Source organism: Streptomyces marianii (assembly GCF_005795905.1).
In the GTDB taxonomy this organism is placed as follows: domain Bacteria; phylum Actinomycetota; class Actinomycetes; order Streptomycetales; family Streptomycetaceae; genus Streptomyces; species Streptomyces marianii.
On sequence record NZ_VAWE01000001.1, the window covers coordinates 5,548,820 to 5,568,122 of the forward strand.

Below are 19,303 nucleotides of genomic sequence, written 5' to 3' on the forward strand. Positions count from 1 at the left end.
CTGCGCCGTTCGGGCCATGATGAGCACCATGGCCGACCTGCTGCTCGCCCTGGCCGTCATCGCGACCGGTCTGTACGCGGGCTTCATGCTGATCTTCCAGACGGGCGTCATGCCCGCGCTCGCCAGGCTCTCCGACGACCGCTTCGTGCCCGCGATGCGGCGCATCAACGAAGAGGTGCCGCGGCCGGTGTTCCTGGCGGTCTTCCTGGCCGTCGTCGTGTTTCCGGCCGCCGCCCTCGCCGTGCCGGGCGAGGACGGCTCGGCCACCCGGATGTGGCTGGTGCTGACGGCGCTCGTGTGCGCCGCGCTGAACCACCTGGTGACCATCGCCGGGAACATCCCGCTGAACAACGCCCTGGCCTCCTCGGAATCGTCGCCGGACCCCGAGGTCCGCGCCGCCTTCGAGACCAGGTGGAACCGCTATCACAGGATCCGTACCGTCCTGATCCTCGGCGCGTTCGTCCTCCTCGTCGGCGCGGCGCTGAACTGACGCGAAACCGACGGCGGCACCCGGACCGGGACCGCTGTGCCCACAGCCCGGCCGCTCAGCGGCCGGGCAGTTCCTCCCCGCACCGGCTGCAGTACCGAGCGCCGGACTCCGCCGCCAGGCGTCCGCACTCCGGGCAGACCCGCTCCAGCAGACAGGCGGCCTCGCCGCCCTCGGACGGCGCCGCCGTCCTGATGGCGAGTCCGGGGCGCCTGCGGTGAACGCTCAGCTGCACCAGGCCGCCGGGCCCCGCGCGGAGCGCCCGCCGGCTGCCGCGCGGCAGCCAGACCACCGCGCCCGCGACCACGTCCTGCGGCCTGCCTTCCAGTTCGAGCACTCCGTCACCGGCGGCCACGAACAGCAGCACATCCAGGTCGGGTTCCACATGCCCGGCGATCCGGCCACCGGCGGGCAGCCGCACCAGGTTCGCGTCGAGCTGCCGTGACTCCTCCGCCAGACGCCATAACGCGCCGGCCCGGTCCGGTGGCAGATCGCCGGTCAGCTCCGTCAGCAGTGCGAGCACGCCTGGCCGGGGAGTGGGCGCCATGTGTCGTTCCTCCTGCGCTCGTGTCCCCATCGGATCCTTCCGAACCCCAAAGGCCCGCATGGTACCCCGTGTTGCGCGCCCGCCCGAGCCGGACAAGCCACGTGTGCCGACCGCCCGAGGGCCCGGCGGGAGGGTGTCCTGCCGGTCCTCGCTGCGCCGAGCGGGTGAGCCGCCCCGCCGTGGCCGTGCCGTGGTGACGCCGCCGCGAACCGGGATGCGCATACGGTCGTCCCGTGTTCCCTACCGTCCGCATTCGACACCGGGGACCCGGGCCGGCGCCCCACGGCGGAGCCCACCCGCCGCGACGGACGGGCTCCGCCGTGCACCGGCCCGTGAGGCTCCGGGCACCCCGACTCCCCGGCCCTCCCGGGCCACCCAACAACTTACGGAGGAAGTCATGTCCCGTCCCCTCCACTCCCGAGGAGTCCGGCGCATCACCCTGGACGCCGACGGCCTGCCGCTCTCCGCCCTGCTGGCAGTCCCCGCGGGCACACCGCGTGCCACGGTCGTCGCCCTGCACGGCGGGGGCATGAACGCCGGCTACTTCGACGGCCAGGCGACCCCGGACCTGTCCCTGCTCACCCTCGGAGCCCGCCTCGGCTACACCGTCCTCGCGCTGGACCGCCCCGGCTACGGAGCCTCCGCCGAACGGCTGCCCGAGGGCCAGACCCTCGCCGAGCAGGCCGCGACGCTGAGCGCCGCCCTGGGCGGCTTCACCTCCGTCCACCCGCACGGCGCGGGCCTGTTCCTGCTCGCGCACTCCTACGGCGGCAAGCTCGCGCTGACGGCGGCCGCGCGGGCCGTTCACGACCGGCTGCTCGGCCTGGACATCTCCGGCTGCGGTCACCGCTACGACGTCGCCCCGGAGGAACTGCCCGACGAGGGGGCTCACGGAAGCCGCAGGCTCAACTGGGGGCCGCTCGGCCTGTACCCGCCGGAGACCTTCACCACCGCGGCCTCGGTCGTGGCAGGGATGCCGGTCCGGGAGCGCACGGAGGCGGCGCGCTGGCCCGAGGAGTTCCCCACCGTCGCCGCCGGCGTACGCGTACCCGTCCGGTTGACGTTCGCCGAGTACGAGGCCTGGTGGCGCCATGACGAAGAGGCGGTGTCCGAGCTGACCGCGCAGCTCGCCGCGCCGCGGATCGTGGTGGACCGGCTGCCGCGCGCGGGGCACAACATCAGCCTCGGATGGGCGGCGCGCGCCTACCATCTGCGGGCTCTGGGCTTCCTGGAGGAGTGCCTGCAGTCCGCAGACGGCGGCCGGGACGAGTCCGGCACGCCACCCGAGCCGCACGCGGCGGCGGTCTGAACGGTGACGGGCCCGTTCCGGTCGCTGGCGGTACGCAACTTCCGGCTCTTCACCGCCGGCCAGGTCGTGTCCGTGGCCGGCACCTGGATGATGATCGTCGCCCAGGACTGGCTGGTTCTCGCCCTGACGGACGACTCCGCCGGCGCGCTCGGGGTGGTGACGGCCCTGCAGTTCACCCCGCTGCTCCTCCTCACCCTCTTCGGCGGTCGTCTGGCGGACCGCCACGACAAGCGGATGCTGCTGACGGTGGCCAACGCGCTCTCGGCGGTCCTCGCCCTGCTGCTCGCCGCGCTCGTGCTGGGCGGAGAGGTGCGCCTGTGGCACATCGGCCTGTTCGCGCTGGCGCTCGGCGTCGTCAACGCGGTCGAGGTGCCCGCCCGGGTGTCGTTCGTCAGCGAGATGGTCGGCGCGGAACTGCTTCCGAACGCCTCCGCTCTGAGCGCCGCCTACTTCAGCACCGCCCGTGTCGTCGGGCCGGCCCTGGCCGGGGTGATGATCGCCGCCCTGGGCTCGGGCTGGGTGATGCTGCTCAACGCGGCGAGCTACCTGGCGACGGTGGTGGCGCTGCGCATGATGCGCCCGCAGGAGCTGCACCGCCGTGCCCCGGAGACGCGGGCGAGGATCGTCGACGGGCTGCGTCATGTGCTGGCCCGGCCGGACCTGGTGCTGCCGCTGGCGCTGCTCGCGGTCGTCGGACTGTGCGGGCTGAACTTCCAGTTGACCCTCCCGCTGCTGGCGAAGACCGTCTTCGGCGCGGACGCGGATGCCTTCGGGCTGCTGACCACGGCGTTCGCTGCCGGTTCGCTCGCGGCGGCGCTCGCCACCACCGCGCGCCGAGCCCGTCCGTCGGGCCGGACGGTGGTCGTGTCGGCGCTCCTCTTCGGGGCGCTGGAGACGGTGGCCGGATGGTCGCCCGGCTTCGTGGCCGCCATGGTGCTGCTCGCGCTCACCGGTTTCGCCTCGATCTACTTCGTGCAGGCGGCGAACCACCGCATCCAGCTGGGCAGCGATCCGCGCTACCGCGGCCGGGTCATGGCGCTCTACGCCCTGATCCTCCAGGGGTCCACCCCGCTGGGCGCACTGGGTACCGGCTGGCTCGCCGAGCGCTTCGGCGCGCGCTCGGGGCTGGTCGTGGGCGGCCTTGTGTCCCTGGCTGCCGCGATCGCGGCACTGCTGGTGGAGCGTGCGACGGCGCGGGAGGCAGGGGCGGAGGCGGGCCGAACCGGAGCGGCGGGTGCGGCACCTCCGCCGCCGGAATCACCGGAGGAAGCCGAGTCGCCAGGTCCGAGGGAGCGGGACAGGACGCTCTGACCCTCCGCCGGGCGGAGCGGGTGCCCGGCCCGCCGGGCACCATCTGCCGAGCGCGGCGGCGGGGTCCCGCCCGGGCCATCCGTCCCGGGCGGACGGATCCGCGTCCCGGCTCCGTACGGGAGAGGCGTGCGGCGCCCGCCCGTACGCTTACGCTGCCTGAAGCGCACCGCCTCAGCCGCCGACCGGGGACCCACGTGAGCGACCAGCCGAACCAGCCCAGCGAACCCGTGCCGTCCACCTCCGCCGGCCGGCCCCGGCCACCCGTGGACCTCGGGCATCCCGGCTCGGGCGGAAGGCCGTTCCTGTACGTCGTCGTCTGCGCTGCGGGAGTCGCGGGAGGCGTCGGCAGGCTCGTCACGGCGGCGCAGCAGCGGAACTGGGACGTCGGGGTCGTCGCCACTCCCCAGAGCCTGGACTTCATCGACCGGAGCGCCGTCGAGACCCAGACCGGCCATCCGATCCGCTCTGCCTGGCGGCGGCCCGGCGACCCCCGCCCGCTGCCTCCCCCGGACGCGATAGCGGTGGCCCCGGCCACCTTCAACACCATCAACAAGTGGGCGGCCGGGATCTCCGACACCCTGGCACTGGGCGTCCTGTGCGAGGCGTACGGCTCGGGTGTCCCGATCGCCGTGCTGCCGTGCCTGAACGCGGCCCAGGCGGCCCATCCCGCCTACCGGGAGAGCCTGGAGCGGCTGCGGGGGATGGGCGTGCTGATCGGTTCCCACGAACCGTCCGTGCAGCCGGGGACCGGCGGTGCCGACGTGTTCCGCTGGGAGGAGGCGCTCGAACTGCTCACGCCGAAGCCCGTTTCCTGAACGCGGATCGTGCGCTCGGGCCGCGAGGTGGCCGCACCGGAACGACAACGCCCCCGGTAGCCACCCCGGGGTGGCCGCGCCCGGTGCTCCGGCGCTTACGCGTCCACTACCGCCCGCCCGCTAGGTTCGCTCTGACCAGCAAGAAGGCCCTCCCGATGGGAGGGCCTGCGGGCCGTACGCGCTGTGCGCCCCCGGCAGGACTCGAACCTGCGGCCAAGCGCTTAGAAGGCGCCTGCTCTATCCACTGAGCTACGGGGGCCCGGTGTGGCCTCGGTGGCCTGGAGCCCCTGGTGGGTCGGCCGTGACCTTGCCGGGACAAGGATAGGGCTCCGATCGCCCTGCCCCGGATGCTTCACCTGCGTGGCACGATGTGGAGGTTCGGTGAAGCGAACCGATAATCGCAGGCAGATGCGATTCTCGCAGCGCTTTTTTCACGTCACACCTCGGGTGTTGTGCACTCGTTATGCCTGCGCCCCACTCGTCCCGTCTGTCCCGTCGATCTGATCGGCGCGCAGGGGGGCTCATACGCTTCAAAAAACCTCCAAAATTGGGCATTCTTCGCATGTGGTGACCATGGAAGTACGGCCTCAGCTCATCGACGCACTCTCCGCCCTGCGCGACCGAGTCGCAGCCGTGCGTCTTCCACTCCCCATTCCAGGTGCTCCGCGGGCGCGGCAGACGAGAGCCGAGCTGCTCGCGCAGCTCGACGACTATCTGGTGCCCCGGCTGAAGGACCCCGACGCGCCGCTGCTCGCGGTCGTCGGCGGTTCGACGGGAGCCGGCAAGTCCACCCTGGTCAACTCCCTTGTCGGGCGGCGGGTGACAGAGGCGGGGGTGCTGCGGCCGACGACGCGCACGCCCGTGCTCGTCTGCCACCCGGACGATCGCCACTGGTTCGCCGACATGCGCGTACTGCCGAACTTCACCCGTGTATGGCTGCCGCAGCAGGACGAGACGGAGCAGTCGGCCGGACCCGTGCGCGGCAGGACGAAGAGCAAGGCCAAGCCCGAGGAGAGGGCGCTTCGGATCGAGACCGCGGCGTCGCTGCCCCCCGGGCTGGCCCTGCTCGACGCGCCCGACATCGACTCCCTCGTCGTCGAGAACCGGATCATGGCCTCCGAGCTGATCTGCGCCGCGGACGTATGGGTCATGGTCACCACGGCCTCCCGGTACGCGGACGCGGTCCCCTGGCATCTGCTCCGCACGGCCAAGGAGTACGACGCCATGCTCGTGACGGTGCTCGACCGGGTGCCGCACCAGGTGATCAACGAGGTGTCCCGGCAGTACGCGGCCCTGCTCACCAAGGCCGGGCTCGGGCACGTACCGCGCTTCACGATCCCGGAGCTGCCCGAGTCCGCGGGCGGCGGCCGGGGGCTGCTCCCGGACACCGCCGTCGCCGCGCTCCGCGACTGGCTGGCGCACCGGGCCCTGGATCCCGCCGCGCGCCAGCAGACGGTCGTCCGTACCGCCGCCGGGGTCATCGACTCGCTGAACGCCAGGATGCCGGCACTCGCGGGGGCCGTGGCCGCCCAGTACGCGGCCGCAGTGCGCCTCTCCGCCGCGGTCGAGGAGGCGTACGGCGTGGAGACCGAGCGGGTGCGCAAGCAGGTTCAGCGCGGATCCGTCCTCGCGGGTGACGCGCGCACCCGATGGCGGGGCTGGCCGCGCGACAGTTCGGCCGGCGAGCTCCTCGACGCGCTGGCGGAGAGCCTGACCGCCCTGCTGCAGTGCGCGGTCGCCGCCGCCGACGAGCGGCTCCAGGAGGCATGGAGGCGCGAACCGGCCGGGCCCGCGCTCGCCCGGCACTCCCGGGCCGACGGGGAGACGTCCGAGCGCGTCGGCATGGCCGTACGGCGCTGGCGGCGCGTCGTCGAGGAGCTCGCCGAGGAGGAGGTCCGCGCGATGGAACGCTCCGCCGCGCCCGACTCCGAGACGGTCGCCGCGCTGCTCGCCGCCGCGCTGCTCGGCGGCCGGCGGGCCAGGGCCGCCGGGGAACTGCTGGCGGAGCGGATGGGCGCCCAGGGCGCGCTCAGGCTGCGCGACAGGGGCGGGGAGCTGGTGACCACGTACATCGAACGCGTCATGAACGAGGAGCGCGACCGGCGCCTCGCGCCGCTCGACTCCCTCGAACTGTGCCCGGAGCCGCAGGCCGAGCTGATCGCCGCGCTGTCCGTACTGCAGAAGGAGAGGTGACCGCGGTGACGGCAGTCACTGGCGAGACCGAGGACCGCCGCTCGGCGGGCGGATCCGGGAGCGGATCCGGGAATGCGTCCGGGGCGCAGAACGAGCCAGGGGCCGGCGATGATGCCGCGGCCGGGAGCGCGGCCCCGGGGCGTCGCGGCCGCCTCGGCGAGGAAGCCCGTCCCGAGGACGAGCACGCGTCCTCCGGGGGCGGCGAGCGGGTGCAGGACGACGGGGCCGAGCGCTCCACGGACCCCGCGTCGCACACCGAGGGGAGGCAAGAGGACGGCCGGGAGGCCGGCGCTCCCGAGGACGGCGACGGCGACCGGTGGGACGACGGTCTGATCGCCCGCCGGGCCGTCGGCCCGTCCGATCTCGCGGGCGGCTCGCTGGTCGGCGGCGAAGGCCACGTCCCCATCGGCGGCCCGTACGCAGCCCCGCTGCGCGGCAGGCTGGACGCGCTCCGTGAACTCGTCGGCCTCTCCCGCACCCGCCTGGACGACAAGGCCCTGGCAGAGGCGGGCCGCGTGCTCGACGAGGCGGCGGCGCGGCAGCAGTTGTCGGCACGGCACACCGTCGTCGCCATCGCGGGCTCTACCGGCAGCGGGAAGTCGACCCTCTTCAACGCCCTGGCCGGGGTGCCGATTTCGGAGACCGGGCTGCGCCGGCCGACGACGTCCGCACCGATCTCGCTCAGCTGGTCCGAAGGGGCCGCCGGGCTTCTCGACCGGCTCGCCATCCCGCCCCGGCTGCGTCGCAGGCCGCTCGCGGGCGGCAGCGGCGACGAGGGGCTGCAGGGCCTCGTCCTGGTGGATCTTCCCGACCACGACTCGGCGATGACGGTGCACCGGGAGCAGGTGGACCGGGTCCTCAAGCTCGTCGACGCGGTCATCTGGGTCGTCGACCCGGAGAAGTACGCGGACGCAGCACTCCACGAGCGCTATCTGCGGCCGCTCGCGGGGCACGCCGAGATCACCTTCGTCGTCCTTAACCAGATCGACCGGCTGCCGGGCGATGCCGCCGACCAGGTGCTGGACGACCTGCGCAGGCTGCTCGACGAGGACGGGATGGCGGTCGGTGAGCACGGCGAGCCGGGCGCCACCGTCCTCGCGCTCTCGGCTCTCACCGGTGAGGGCGTCGGCGAGCTGCGGGAACTGCTCGGCCGACTCGTCCAGGAGAAGTCCGCCGCGGCCCGCCGCGTCTCCGCCGACATCGACGCGGCGGCCGGCCGGCTGCGGTCCATGTACGTCGCCGACGGGCGGCCGGGTCTCAGCGAGCGAGCCCGGGACGACTTCACGGCCCGGCTGGCGAACGCGGTCGGCGCCACCGCCGTCGGCGAGGAGGCCGAACGCCGGTGGCGCAGGAACGCCGGGAGGGCCTGCGGGACGCCGTGGCTGCGGCTGTGGCGCTGGTACGAACGCGTGCGCATGCCCGGTGGGGGGCTGCCCGAGCCCAAGCAGCCGGCGGAGGAGGAGCTCACGGCCCGTCAGCGCGTCGAGCAGGCGGTACGGACGGTGGCCGACGACGCTGCTCACGGACTGCCGGCCCCGTGGGCGCAGGCGGTGCGCGAGGCGGCGGTGCGCGGTGCGGAGGGACTTCCGGAGGAGCTCGACGACCTGGCCGCCGAACTGGGCACGCCCAGCGGCCGTCTGCCGCGTCCGGCGTGGTGGCCTGCGGCGGTGTTCGTTCAGGTGTGCATGACGCTGCTGCAGGTCTTCGGCGGGCTGTGGCTGGTGGGACAGATCATCGGGGTGCTGGAGCCGGGGCTGCTCCCTCCGGTGCTGGTGATGCTCGCCGGGATCATCGGCGGGCCCCTCGTGGAGTGGGCGTGTGCGGCGGCAGCGAAGGGGCCCGCGCGACGGTACGGACAGGACGCGGAACGGCGCATGCGGGAAGCGGCGGCGGCGTGCGGCAGGGCGAAGGTGCTGGATCCGATCGCCGCGGAACTGCTCCGCTACCGGGAGGTGCGGGAGCAGTACGGGGCGGTGTCGTTCAGACGCTGAGCGGGGCCTGGGCCGTCGTGTGCGGCGTGCCGCGCGGCGGCGGACGCCGCTTCCCGAGACGGGGCGGCGTACCGGTGGCAGTCCGCGCGTGGGCCGGCGCAAGCGGTTCCGGAGCGAACGGGAGAAGGCCGGGACGGCTGGGGAAAGGCCGTCGGACCGCCGTTCGGGAGCACCCCGTCACCCGGGAGGGCGGCGGGGTTTTCCACAGTCGTGTCCGTGTCCACAGGCGTCAGCGGGAATGCGCCCGGCGGCGCAGCATGGATCCGTCGGCGCAGCGGCGCGGACTCCGGAAGCGGACAACGAGGCAGGGGGATCGTCATGAGTGACGTGATGGTGACGCTGGTGGGGAATGTCGCGACGGCCGTGGAATACCGGGAGTCGGCGGCCGGGGGCAGGGCTCGCTTCCGGTTCGCCGTGCCCTCGCGGCGGTGGGACCGGCAGCGGGACGGCTGGACCGACGGGCCCACGGGCTTCTACACGGTGTGGGCCTGGCGTGCGCTGGGCGCCAATCTCGCGGCGTCGGTCGCGGTGGGCGAACCGCTCGTCGTGCACGGGCGTCTGAGGGTGCGCGAGGAGGAGTGGGAGGGCAAGCTCAGGACGTCGGTCGACGTCGACGCCGTGGCGGCCGGGCACGACCTGACGCGAGGGACGTCGGCATTCCGCCGTGTGACGAGAACGGAAAGACAGCCGACGGGCCGTCAATCGGCAGCGGCAGGCGCCATGGCCCCGCCGCCTGCCATGCCGTCAGGGGTACCGCTGCCAGCGACAGCTCCGACAGCTCCGACAGCTCCGACGGCTGCGACGGCTGCGACGGCACCGGCGAACTCGACTTTGCCCGGGCCCTCGGCGGTCCCGGCCGTGGTTGCTCAGCGCGCCTCGGCCGCCCTGCCGGCGTCTCCGACGGCACCGGGCGAGGCGGACCCGTTCTGCGCGGGCTCGCCCGGGTCGGCGGGCCGGGCTCGCGGCCGGTCCCGTGCCGCTTCGGCGACGGCGGCGGTGACCGGGGGCATGCGGAGCGCCGAGGCGGCCGGGAGCCTTCCTGCATCAGCTCGTTCCGGCCCGGCGCGTACTCCGGGATCCACGCCCGGAGCCCGCAGCGCGGCTGAGGTCGGTGTCCCCTGACCGCCCTGAGCTGGAGCTGTGGAGATTTGTCGATAGTCGAACGGGGACGCGCCACCGGCGATAACGATTCCGATTCGGAATGGTTATCTGACGGTATGACGGGGGAGCGGGTCGCACCACGTCCTTAGGATTCCTCAGAACTCACGGGGCACTTGAGTCTGCCGGCGAGGCAATCCCCCCACGCACCCCACGCGAAAGGGCCTCGCCCGAAGGGGAATTCTGTGTTTACTGCGCTCTCTGTACGCGGGCGGGGCGCCGCCCGGCTCGCCGTGACGGCCCTGGTGTCCGCTGTGTTCGCGGCGGGCGCCTTGGCCTCCGCCGGACCGGCCGTCGCCGAGGACATCCCCGAGCACCAGGGTGGTGTGTCCGCGACGCTGGACGGCCTGACCACCTTCGACCGAGCCGTCCTGCACGACGGCGGACAGCGACACGAACTGCCTGCCGGGCTGTTCGAGATGACCGTCGACGGTGGGGGCAGACTCAAGACCTACTGCATCGACGTACACAACCCGACCCAGGAACAGGCGAAGTACCTGGAGACCCCCTGGGACCAGACGTCGCTCGGAGCCAACAGCGGTGCCGGGAAAATCCGGTGGATCCTGCAGCACTCCTATCCGCAGGTCGACGACCTCACGGCACTGGCCGAACGGGCGGGCACGGGGCCGCTCACCGAGCGGACCGCGGCAGCCGGCACACAGGTGGCGATCTGGCGGTACTCGGACGGCGCCGAGGTCGAGGCGCTCGATCCTGCGGCGGAACAACTCGCCGACTGGCTCGAGAAGAAGGCCGAGAACGTCGAGGAGCCCCGTGCCTCGCTGAGCCTGGAGCCGAACGCGGTCTCGGGGAAGGCCGGCGGGCGGCTCGGGCCCATCACGGTCCGCACCGACGCCGACCGCGTGAGCGTGACACCGCCCGCGGACTCCGCGGCCAGCGGCGTCATCGTGACGGATGAAGCCGGCAAGCCCGTCACCACCGCGGTCGACGGCAGCAGGCTCTACTTCGACGTGCCGGCGGGTGCTACCGACGGCACGGCCGCTCTGAGCCTGCAGGCCACCACCAACGTGCCGGTGGGGCGGGCGTTCTCCGGGGTGACCAAGAGCCAGACGCAGATCCTGGCCGGCTCCAGCCGTTCCACCGTGTCCGCGACGGCCACCGGCACCTGGGCCACGAAGGGCCCGATACCCGCGCTCACCGCGAAGAAGAACTGCGCCGGGAGCGGTATCGACGTCACCGCCACCAACAAGGGCGACGAGAAGTTCACCTTCGAGCTGCTGGGGCTCAAGCACGCGATAGCACCCGGTGAGTCCCGCACGGTGACGGTTCCCGTCCCGGAGGACCGGGCCTACGACTTCACGATCACGGGGCCGGGCGGGTTCTCGAAGAACTTCAAGGGCGTGCTGGACTGCAGGACCACCGGCAGCGCAGGTCCCGTCACGGACGAGCCGGAGCCTCGGCCCAGCGCGGCCTCGGCCGGCGGCACGGCCGTCGACGAGAACCTGGCGGCGACCGGCGCCTCCGGCGCCACCCCGATCATCGCGGGCGTGGCCATCGGCTTCGTGGTCATCGGCGGCGCCGCGGTCCTCTTCGTACGCAGGAAGAAGGCGCCCTCCACGGAGGACTGAGCGACCGGCGTCACGCCCGACGGCCCGACGGCCCTGAGGCCCCGACGGCCCGAGTACCCCCGGCTTCGGGGCCGTGCCCTTCCGTGACGAGGGCAGGGCACTCCCCGCCGGTCGTCTGCGAGGACTCGGGGCCGTCGGGCACCCGGAGCGGTCCCGGCCCGGGTGGCTGCCCGGCTCCGGTGGGGGCCGCTCGCCGTATGCCCCGGACCAGTACGCTGCCCAGCGGGGGTGAGGGCACTGGAGTCGCTCGGATCCATGATCACTTTGCTGGTGTGGGGCGGAGTCGCCATCGCGCTTCTGGCCGGCGCGGCCGCAGCGGTTCTGACCGTCAGGTGGCGACGGCGGACGATCGCCGAACTGAGGAGCGAGCAGCTCGCCGCCGATGGGCGGCGATCCTCAGGGCGCTCCGACGCCACCAGCTGACACCGACAGCACCGGCTACCGGTGACCACTCCCGGCACGGATCCGACCCGAGCGCCGCACTCTCCGCGTACACGGGGGTGGCTGGTGGATGCGGTCTGGATCACCGTGCAGCCGCCGGGCGGATGAGCCACGTCGTCGAGACCGCACCGGCCGGGTACTCGCCCTTGCCGGGGACCGGCTGAGGCGGTGCCGGGGGCTCGTTGGCGGTCGATGGCGACGATCGGTGATGGACCGACCACGCGGATGCTCGGCGAAGAGGCAGGTCAGAGGCGCTTGGCCGGACGGGTTTCGTTCCCGGGGTGGCGGTCAGGCAAGATGGGGTGTATCTGCCCACTCACTGATTGCCGGACGGTTCCTCTTGGCTGAGTACATCTACACCATGCGCAAGACGCGCAAGGCGCACGGCGACAAGGTGATCCTTGACGACGTCACGCTGAGCTTCCTGCCCGGTGCGAAGATCGGTGTGGTCGGCCCGAACGGCGCCGGTAAGTCGACCGTGCTGAAGATCATGGCCGGTCTTGAGCAGCCCTCCAACGGTGACGCCTTCCTCTCGCCCGGTTACAGCGTCGGCATCCTGCTGCAGGAGCCCCCGCTCGACGAGAGCAAGACGGTCCTGGAGAACGTCCAGGACGGTGTCGCGGAGGTCAAGGGCAAGCTCGACCGGTTCAACGAGATCGCCGAGCTGATGGCCACCGACTACTCCGACGCGCTGATGGAGGAGATGGGCAAGCTCCAGGAGGACCTGGACCACGCCAACGCCTGGGACCTCGACGCGCAGCTGGAGCAGGCCATGGACGCGCTGGGCTGCCCGCCCGGCGACTGGCCGGTCACCAACCTCTCCGGCGGCGAGAAGCGCCGCGTCGCGCTCTGCAAGCTGCTGCTGGAGTCCCCCGACCTGCTGCTGCTCGACGAGCCCACCAACCACCTGGACGCCGAGTCCGTGCAGTGGCTGGAGCAGCACCTCGCCAAGTACGCCGGCACCGTCGTCGCCATCACCCACGACCGGTACTTCCTGGACAACGTGGCCCAGTGGATTCTCGAGCTGGACCGCGGTCGCGCCCACCCGTACGAGGGCAACTACTCCACCTACCTGGAGAACAAGTCCGCGCGTCTGAAGGTCGAGGGCCAGAAGGACGCCAAGCGCCAGAAGCGCCTCAAGGAAGAGCTGGAGTGGGTCCGCTCCAACGCCAAGGGCCGCCAGGCCAAGTCCAAGGCGCGACTCGCCCGCTACGAGGAGATGGCCGCCGAGGCGGAGAAGACCCGGAAGCTCGACTTCGAGGAGATCCAGATCCCGCCGGGCCCGCGCCTGGGCAACGTCGTCGTCGAGGTCGAGAACCTCAACAAGGCCTTCGGCGAGAAGGTCCTCATCGACGACCTGAGCTTCACCCTGCCGCGCAACGGCATCGTCGGTGTCATCGGCCCGAACGGCGCCGGCAAGACCACGCTGTTCAAGATGCTCCAGGGCCTGGAGAAGCCGGACTCCGGCCAGATCAAGGTCGGCGACACCGTCAAGATCAGTTACGTCGACCAGAGCCGCGAGAACATCGACCCCAAGAAGACGCTGTGGGCTGTCGTCTCCGACGAGCTGGACTACATCAACGTCGGCCAGGTCGAGATGCCCTCCCGCGCCTATGTCTCGGCGTTCGGCTTCAAGGGCCCGGACCAGCAGAAGCCCGCCGGTGTGCTCTCCGGCGGTGAGCGCAACCGCCTCAACCTGGCGCTCACCCTGAAGCAGGGCGGCAACCTGCTGCTCCTCGACGAGCCGACCAACGACCTCGACGTCGAGACGCTCTCCTCGCTGGAGAACGCCCTGCTCGACTTCCCGGGCTGCGCCGTGGTCGTCTCCCACGACCGCTGGTTCCTCGACCGGGTCGCCACGCACATCCTGGCGTACGAGGGCGACTCCAAGTGGTTCTGGTTCGAGGGCAACTTCGAGTCGTACGAGAAGAACAAGATCGAGCGGCTCGGCCCGGACGCGGCTCGCCCGCACCGCGCCACCTACAAGAAGCTCACCCGGGGCTGAGGCAGGCAGCAAGTGGCTCGGCACATCTACAGCTGTCCCCTGCGCTGGTCGGACATGGACGCCTTCGGGCATGTCAACAACGTGGTCTTCCTCCGCTACCTGGAGGAGGCCCGCATCGACTTCATGTTCCGGCTGGCGCCGGGGAACGGCTCCCCGTCGTTCTCCGGAGGGTCCGTCGTGGCCCGTCATGAGATCGACTACGTACGACCGCTCGTGCACCGCCACGAACCGGTGACCGTGGAGTCCTGGGTGACTAAGGTCGGCGCGGCGTCGCTCACGATCGCCTACGAGATCAAGGACCCGGACCAGGTGTACGTCCGGGCCTCGACCGTCGTCGTCCCGTACGACCTGGCGGCCGGGCGTCCGCGCCGTATCACCGCCGAGGAGAAGTCCTTCCTCCAGGAGTACCTGGACGAAGACGTGAAGGACGCGCTCGCGGCATGACCGCGCCCGTGCAGACCCTGCGGCTGGCCGATGCCCGGGAGGCGGCGGACCTCGCCGCCTTCCTCGGCCGGCTGATCCACTACGACCGGGCCGCCGCCGTGCGGCTGCAGGCCGGCGGGGGAGCGCTGGCCGTGTTCGGCCGGCCGCCGTCGTTCGAGGTCCTCGCGATCCGGACGGCGCGGCTGGCGGAGCCGGTCGAGCTGGACACGACCGTGTCCGCGGGTGAGCTGCTGGAGTCCGTCGAGGGCTCGGCCCTCGCCGTACCGGCCGCCGTCACGGGTCCGCCCTGGGCCGGGGTACTGCCTCCCCGCGGGGGCTGGCGAGAGCTTCCGGGGCTGCCCGAAGTCGACCGGATGCGGGGCGCGGTGGCCGCCGCGGTCGCCGAATTCCGTTCACGGGACGAGGCGTTGCCCGTGGAGCGGCGCACCCGCGCCGAGCGCGACAGGATCGGCCGCGAGATCTGGTCCCGGACCCTCGACGAGACGGGCCTGCCGCTGCGGGCCGTGCACGCCGCCCAGTCCCTGGGCTTCCTGCGCCCCACCCCGGACGGTGTTCCGGGCGCCGCGCTCCTGGCCTCCGGTGGCTGGCTCCGGCTGCGCACGCCGTTCGGCTCGGTCGCGGTACGCAGGGCGGGGCTCGGTGCGCTGAACGTCACCCCCGCCTGACCCCGGGTAACGTCCCGCCCGGTTCCGGGCCACGCCCCGCCTCCTGACCCCGGGCCACGCCCCGAACCGCCTCGGGCGACGGCTCGGCCCGGCCCTTGGCCCGGACCTTGCCCCGGCCCGCTCCCCGCGCACGCGTCCGTGGTTCTTCGTCCCGTCCGGCACGTGTCGGCCGTTCCGCCTCGGGTCCCGGTCGTCTGCCTGCTCCGGCAGTGATCCGTCGTCCCGTCCGGCACTCGTCGCGCATCCCGTCTCGGACCAGGCTCCGTGTCCCGCCCCACATCGGCAGGGTCGTGGCGGCCCGGTCGGTGTCGCGGATCCTCAAGGATGCGGCGATCGGCTCGGCGTTTCGGCGTTGGTCCGGCCGATCGACCACCCGGCCAGGCTCGGCTGCGTGCCCGCTCCGTCGTCCCGCGCCGGGACCCGGTTCGCTCCCGTGCGCACCGCTCAGTCACCGCGCGGCACCCACCGGTGGGTGAACCGGCTCGACAGCAGCCCGCCGGCCACGGTCGCCACCGTGCAGAGCACCACGGCCGTCACCAGCCCGCCGGCGAGCAGCGGGAGCGGGGAGTCGCCCGACGGGGCCAGGAACGCGAGGTTGACCGCCCCGAGCAGTCCGGCGAACGCCGTCGCCAGTGCCAGGGCACAGGCCGTGGGCACGCCCAAGCCCCACCAGGCGGTCCGCAGATGGAACCGTACGCCCGAGGTGTAGCCGGCCAGCGGGCGCAGTTGGTCCGCCCGGTCGAGATAGGCGTGCAGCAGCACCGCGGCACCGATGAGCGCGAGGAGCACGAAGCCGGGTGCGGCGATGAGGACGACCCAGCCGGCGATACGGGCGCGGGCGGTCGAGCCGATGACGTACTCGTCACCCGGCACCACCACCGACGGAGACGCGAGCTTCGCGAAGGCCGCCCGGCCGACGTGCTCCCGGCCGTCGGACCCGCGGGTCAGCACGACGTAGTCGCCCTCCCCAACCGTCAGCGGGGCTCGTGACGCCGTCGACCGCACGTTCAGCTCGCCGGGGCTCGTCCAGCGCAGCGCCTCGGTGCGGGCGGTGCGCTCGCGGAACACCCGCACGGCCGGGGCCGGCTCGGCACCGGGGCAGACGGACAGGGGAGCCAGGGCCGCCAGATCGCGGCAGTGCCCCGTGAGCACCGGCGGCGCGCCCTCCACGCCCGGTGCCAGTCGCAGCACACGGTCCCCGGCTCCGAGGGCCGCCAGGAACCCCGCCCGTGCCTTCTCGTCGTCGGTCCCCGCGGAGACGTGGAGCAGCCTTCCGTCCAGTCGCCGGGCGAGCGCCGTGGCGTGGCGGGCCTCGGACGTCAACTCCGTGATCAGGACCTGGACCTGGGTCAGCAGGCCCAGGAGCACGGCGAGCGAGGCGCAGGAACGGGCGATGACCGCGGGGTGGGCCGCTGCCCAGCGCCCTCCGACCAGCCGGGCGGCGTCTCCCCGTCCGCGTGCGGTCAGCCGTACGGCCACCCGGGCCGCGGCCCGTCCCAGCAGCGGCGGCAGCCCGGCCATGGCGAGGACCAGGCCGAGCATGAAGATCCGAACCCCCGGCTGGTGGCCGATCACCGCGCCCCACAGGGCCATGAGCGTGCCGATGCAGCAGACGCGTCCGGGCCAGGCGGACGGCCGGTCCCGCGCCGGCCGTGGCCGGTTGCCCCCGGCGGGACGGATGCGCAGGTGGAGTGCCGCGAACGACAGGCACAGGGTTGCCAGGACCGGCAGCAGGGCGAGTGGGAACCACAGGAGCAGAGGTACGAGATCGGCTGCCGCGATCGCGTGGCCGGTGACGGGCAGCCGTACGCCGGTCAGGGTCACGGCCAGCAGGGGTACGGCCGCCGCCGCGGTGCCCAGCGCCAGGGGACGCAGGCACTCGCCCACGGCGACTCGTGCGCGTGCGGACCGCCCGGCGCCGATGGCGTGCAGGACGGCGAGCCGCCGGTCGCGCTGCCGGGCGCCGAGGCGGGAGGCGGTGACGAGCAGGACCGCGACGGGCAGCCCGAGCAGGGGAGCGATCAGCAACCGGACGTCGGACTCCGCGCGGTCGAAGGTCTGGCTGGCGAAGTCGGACGCCTCCGGGAGCGGGGTGCCGTAGCCGACGATGCCGGCGATGCCTCCGGGGCCGGGGGAGAGCGCGGTCCCGGGCGGCGGCCGCCGGTACACGAGGTACTCGGAGGGCTCGGCGAGCCCGTCCGCGGCGATGGTCCCGGCCCGATTCCCGTAGCGGGTGGACGCCGCCGGCAGGGCCTCCAGCAGCGCGGGTGAGACGAACGCTTCGCCCGGTTCCGGCCAGCGCGGCAGGCCCGGCGGCAGCGGGGCGTCCGCGGTGAGGGGGGCGATCGTCACGACGGAGAAGCTCCTGTCGCCGACGACGTCGCGGCTGTCCGACCACCGTGCCGTGGGGCGGGCGCCGGGCTCGGCCGCGGCGCGTACCGGGTGGCGGGCCGATGTCCGCAGGTCGCGGCCGTCGTACGCGGCGTCGGTGACCTGCAGGCCCCAGACCAGCAAGGTGGCCCCCATCGCGGCAAGCACCAGGCAGAGCGCCTGGAGGACGTGGCGCGGGTCCCGGTGCACCGGGTACGGCCGGCGTCCCAGGGCGAGCAACTGGGCCGTGGCACCGCGCCGGTTGATCCGGGTCATGCCCCCGCCGTCGTCGTGTCGTGCGCGGTGCCGGGTGCGGAGTCGTGCAACGCGCCCTCGCGCAGGGTCAGCAGGCGGTCCGCGCGGTGGGCGACCACCGGATTGTGGGTCACCAGGACCAGTGCGCAGCCGTACCGGGCAGGCAGGCGGAACAGCATGTCGCAGACGTCGTCCGTGGTGCGTTCGTCCAGGGCGCCGGTCGGTTCGTCGGCGAGGACCAGCGGTGGTCGTGTGGACAGGGCCCGGGCCACCGCGACGCGCTGACGCTCGCCGCCGGACAGGACACTCGCGGGCGAGTCGGCGACCTCTCCGACGCCGAGCTCGGCGAGGAGGCTCTCGGCGGTGCCGTACGCGTCGCGCCGCCCCCGGCCGGCGATCAGCAGGGGAAGCGCCGCGTTCTCGACCGCGCTCAGCTCCGGTAGCAGTTCGCCGAACTGGTAGACGAAGCCGATGGTGCGCAGCCGCCATGCCGCGGCCTGCCCGGGCCGCAGCGCGGCGACGTCCGTACCGACCACCCTGATGGTCCCGGCCTGCGGGGTGTGCAGCCCTGCGAGGCACGACAGCAGCGTGGACTTGCCGCTGCCGCTCGGTCCCATGACGGACAGGGACGTCCCCGCCTCGGCGCTCAGGTCCGCCTGGCGCAGCAGCGTGCGCCGGCCGATCGCGCAGGTGAGGCCGCGGACCTCCAGAGTGGGGGCGGTCATGGCTACGGGTGCTGCTTCCAGGCGGAGCAGGCGTCGGGGAACACCGGGATGTTCTCGCACGCCTGGATCCGGTGGACGGGGTATGTGCCGGTCGTCGAGGTCCTGCAGTACCCGTCCTTCTCCTCGACCCGGGTGACCGTGTTCGGGACGGTGCGCTTGAAGTTCGCGTAGACGTTGAAGCCGTCGACCTCCCGGTCGCAGACTCCCGCGGCCTTGTGGTTGTACGTGATGAACCCGAAGTCGTCGCCCTGGTAGACGTAGAAGTTGTCGCCGTACGCCGCGCTCGTTCCCAGCAACGCCGTCGTCGTGCCGATCAGTACCGCGCCCACTCGCAAGGTTCCCCGACGCACGTCGAAGCCTCCACAGGAAGAGGGCACCCGCCGGATGCGGATGCCCGTTCGATGTGTTGCGACTGTGAACTTATGGGCTGTGTGAGGTGAGCGGGTACGGGACTGGGCCGAGACGGCCGGAAGTCGGCGAGCTGTGGCCTGAAGTGAGCAGGCGGTGACGCTTCGTGCGGGGTGCCCCGTGGGCCGGCGGCCCGAGCGTCAGCCCGCCGTGTTCACCATCGAGGCGGCGGCGTACGTGAGGTAGTTCCAGAGCTGCCGTTCGTGCTCCTCGGAGAGGCCGAGTTCGTCGACCGCGACCCGCATGTGCCTGAGCCAGGCGTCGTGCGCGGCCTTGTCGACGGTGAACGGGGCGTGGCGCATGCGCAGGCGGGGGTGGCCGCGGTTGTCGCTGTAGGTGCGCGGACCGCCCCAGTACTGCATCAGGAAGAGCGTGAGGCGCTCCTCGGCCGGGCCCAGATCCTCCTCGGGGTACATCGACCGCAGCAGGGGGTCCTCGGCGACGCCCTCGTAGAAACGCCGCACGAGGCGGCGGAAGGTCTCCTCGCCGCCGACCTGCTCGTAGAAGGTCTGCTCCTGAAGTGTGCCCCGCGGAATCTCGTTCACCGCTCCATGGTCTCAGACGGACCGGACGAGGACCCGGGCCCTAGGACC

17 protein-coding genes and 1 tRNA gene are annotated in these 19,303 nt (G+C 72.9%); 12 read left to right on the plus strand and 6 right to left on the minus strand.

The annotated features are described in order from the left end of the window. Nucleotides 1–28 precede the first annotated feature (28 nt). Nucleotides 29–490, plus strand: coding sequence for an anthrone oxygenase family protein (locus FEF34_RS25200; protein WP_138055184.1), 462 nt, complete (start codon nucleotides 29–31; stop codon nucleotides 488–490). Between the two features lie 55 nt (nucleotides 491–545). Here the strand turns inward: FEF34_RS25200 and FEF34_RS25205 are convergent, their stop codons facing one another. Continuing rightward, on the minus strand, nucleotides 546–1,034 hold the full coding sequence (locus tag FEF34_RS25205; protein WP_138055185.1) for a hypothetical protein: 489 nt from the start codon (nucleotides 1,032–1,034) through the stop codon (nucleotides 546–548). Between the two features lie 397 nt (nucleotides 1,035–1,431). Between FEF34_RS25205 and FEF34_RS25210 the strand changes: the two genes are divergently transcribed. The 3 genes from FEF34_RS25210 to FEF34_RS25220 all read left to right on the plus strand — a co-directional run bounded on the left by FEF34_RS25210 (nucleotide 1,432) and on the right by FEF34_RS25220 (nucleotide 4,469). After that, complete coding sequence (locus FEF34_RS25210; protein WP_138055186.1) at nucleotides 1,432–2,343, plus strand: alpha/beta hydrolase; 912 nt, start codon at nucleotides 1,432–1,434, stop codon at nucleotides 2,341–2,343. Between the two features lie 3 nt (nucleotides 2,344–2,346). Next, nucleotides 2,347–3,654 carry an MFS transporter gene (locus tag FEF34_RS25215; protein ID WP_138055187.1) on the plus strand — a complete coding sequence of 436 codons (1,308 nt, stop codon included), beginning with the start codon at nucleotides 2,347–2,349 and terminating at the stop codon, nucleotides 3,652–3,654. A 263-nt stretch (nucleotides 3,655–3,917) separates the two neighbouring features. After that, the gene (locus tag FEF34_RS25220; RefSeq protein WP_138057710.1) at nucleotides 3,918–4,469 is read left to right on the plus strand and encodes a flavoprotein; all 552 of its coding nucleotides are present in this window, start codon (nucleotides 3,918–3,920) and stop codon (nucleotides 4,467–4,469) included. Nucleotides 4,470–4,655: 186 nt separating this feature from the next. On the opposite strand, the gene FEF34_RS25225 is transcribed toward FEF34_RS25220, so the two are convergent. Then, nucleotides 4,656–4,728 (minus strand) — tRNA-Arg (locus FEF34_RS25225). A 314-nt stretch (nucleotides 4,729–5,042) separates the two neighbouring features. Here FEF34_RS25225 and FEF34_RS25230 point away from each other — a divergent pair. From FEF34_RS25230 to FEF34_RS25260, 8 genes are all read left to right on the plus strand, one after another. After that, nucleotides 5,043–6,662, plus strand: coding sequence for a dynamin family protein (locus tag FEF34_RS25230; protein WP_138057711.1), 1,620 nt, complete (start codon nucleotides 5,043–5,045; stop codon nucleotides 6,660–6,662). Next, nucleotides 6,659–8,653 (plus strand): YfjP family GTPase, encoded by a 1,995-nt coding sequence (locus tag FEF34_RS25235; protein ID WP_138055188.1) that lies wholly within the window; start codon nucleotides 6,659–6,661, stop codon nucleotides 8,651–8,653. Before FEF34_RS25230 ends, FEF34_RS25235 begins: the two co-directional genes overlap by 4 nt. 330 nt (nucleotides 8,654–8,983) lie before the next feature. After that, the gene (locus FEF34_RS44315) at nucleotides 8,984–9,775 is read left to right on the plus strand and encodes a single-stranded DNA-binding protein (RefSeq protein WP_407698356.1); all 792 of its coding nucleotides are present in this window, start codon (nucleotides 8,984–8,986) and stop codon (nucleotides 9,773–9,775) included. A gap of 221 nt (nucleotides 9,776–9,996) precedes the next feature. After that, on the plus strand, nucleotides 9,997–11,397 hold the full coding sequence (locus FEF34_RS25245) for a TQXA domain-containing protein (RefSeq protein ID WP_171053080.1): 1,401 nt from the start codon (nucleotides 9,997–9,999) through the stop codon (nucleotides 11,395–11,397). Nucleotides 11,398–11,652: 255 nt separating this feature from the next. Then, nucleotides 11,653–11,820, plus strand: a complete 168-nt coding sequence (locus FEF34_RS41440) for a hypothetical protein (RefSeq protein ID WP_171053081.1) — start codon at nucleotides 11,653–11,655, stop codon at nucleotides 11,818–11,820. Between the two features lie 358 nt (nucleotides 11,821–12,178). After that, nucleotides 12,179–13,843, plus strand: coding sequence for an energy-dependent translational throttle protein EttA (gene ettA, locus FEF34_RS25250; RefSeq protein WP_138055190.1), 1,665 nt, complete (start codon nucleotides 12,179–12,181; stop codon nucleotides 13,841–13,843). Between the two features lie 12 nt (nucleotides 13,844–13,855). Next, entirely contained in the window at nucleotides 13,856–14,287 is a 432-nt protein-coding gene (locus FEF34_RS25255; protein ID WP_138055191.1) for an acyl-CoA thioesterase, read from the plus strand. Beyond that, entirely contained in the window at nucleotides 14,284–14,952 is a 669-nt protein-coding gene (locus tag FEF34_RS25260) for a hypothetical protein (RefSeq protein ID WP_138055192.1), read from the plus strand. Before FEF34_RS25255 ends, FEF34_RS25260 begins: the two co-directional genes overlap by 4 nt. A gap of 444 nt (nucleotides 14,953–15,396) precedes the next feature. Here the strand turns inward: FEF34_RS25260 and FEF34_RS25265 are convergent, their stop codons facing one another. The 4 genes from FEF34_RS25265 to FEF34_RS25280 form a co-directional block, all read right to left on the minus strand. Further along, complete coding sequence (locus tag FEF34_RS25265; protein WP_138055193.1) at nucleotides 15,397–17,598, minus strand: hypothetical protein; 2,202 nt, start codon at nucleotides 17,596–17,598, stop codon at nucleotides 15,397–15,399. After that, a complete protein-coding gene (locus FEF34_RS25270; RefSeq protein ID WP_138055194.1) occupies nucleotides 17,595–18,302 on the minus strand; it encodes an ABC transporter ATP-binding protein in 708 nt (235 codons plus the stop codon). The genes FEF34_RS25265 and FEF34_RS25270 overlap by 4 nt, the downstream gene beginning before the upstream one ends. Nucleotides 18,303–18,304: 2 nt before the next feature. Continuing rightward, on the minus strand, nucleotides 18,305–18,631 hold the full coding sequence (locus FEF34_RS25275) for a hypothetical protein (RefSeq protein WP_138055195.1): 327 nt from the start codon (nucleotides 18,629–18,631) through the stop codon (nucleotides 18,305–18,307). 219 nt (nucleotides 18,632–18,850) lie between these two features. Further along, nucleotides 18,851–19,255 carry a globin gene (locus FEF34_RS25280; protein ID WP_138055196.1) on the minus strand — a complete coding sequence of 135 codons (405 nt, stop codon included), beginning with the start codon at nucleotides 19,253–19,255 and terminating at the stop codon, nucleotides 18,851–18,853. Between the last annotated feature and the right edge of the window lie 48 nt (nucleotides 19,256–19,303).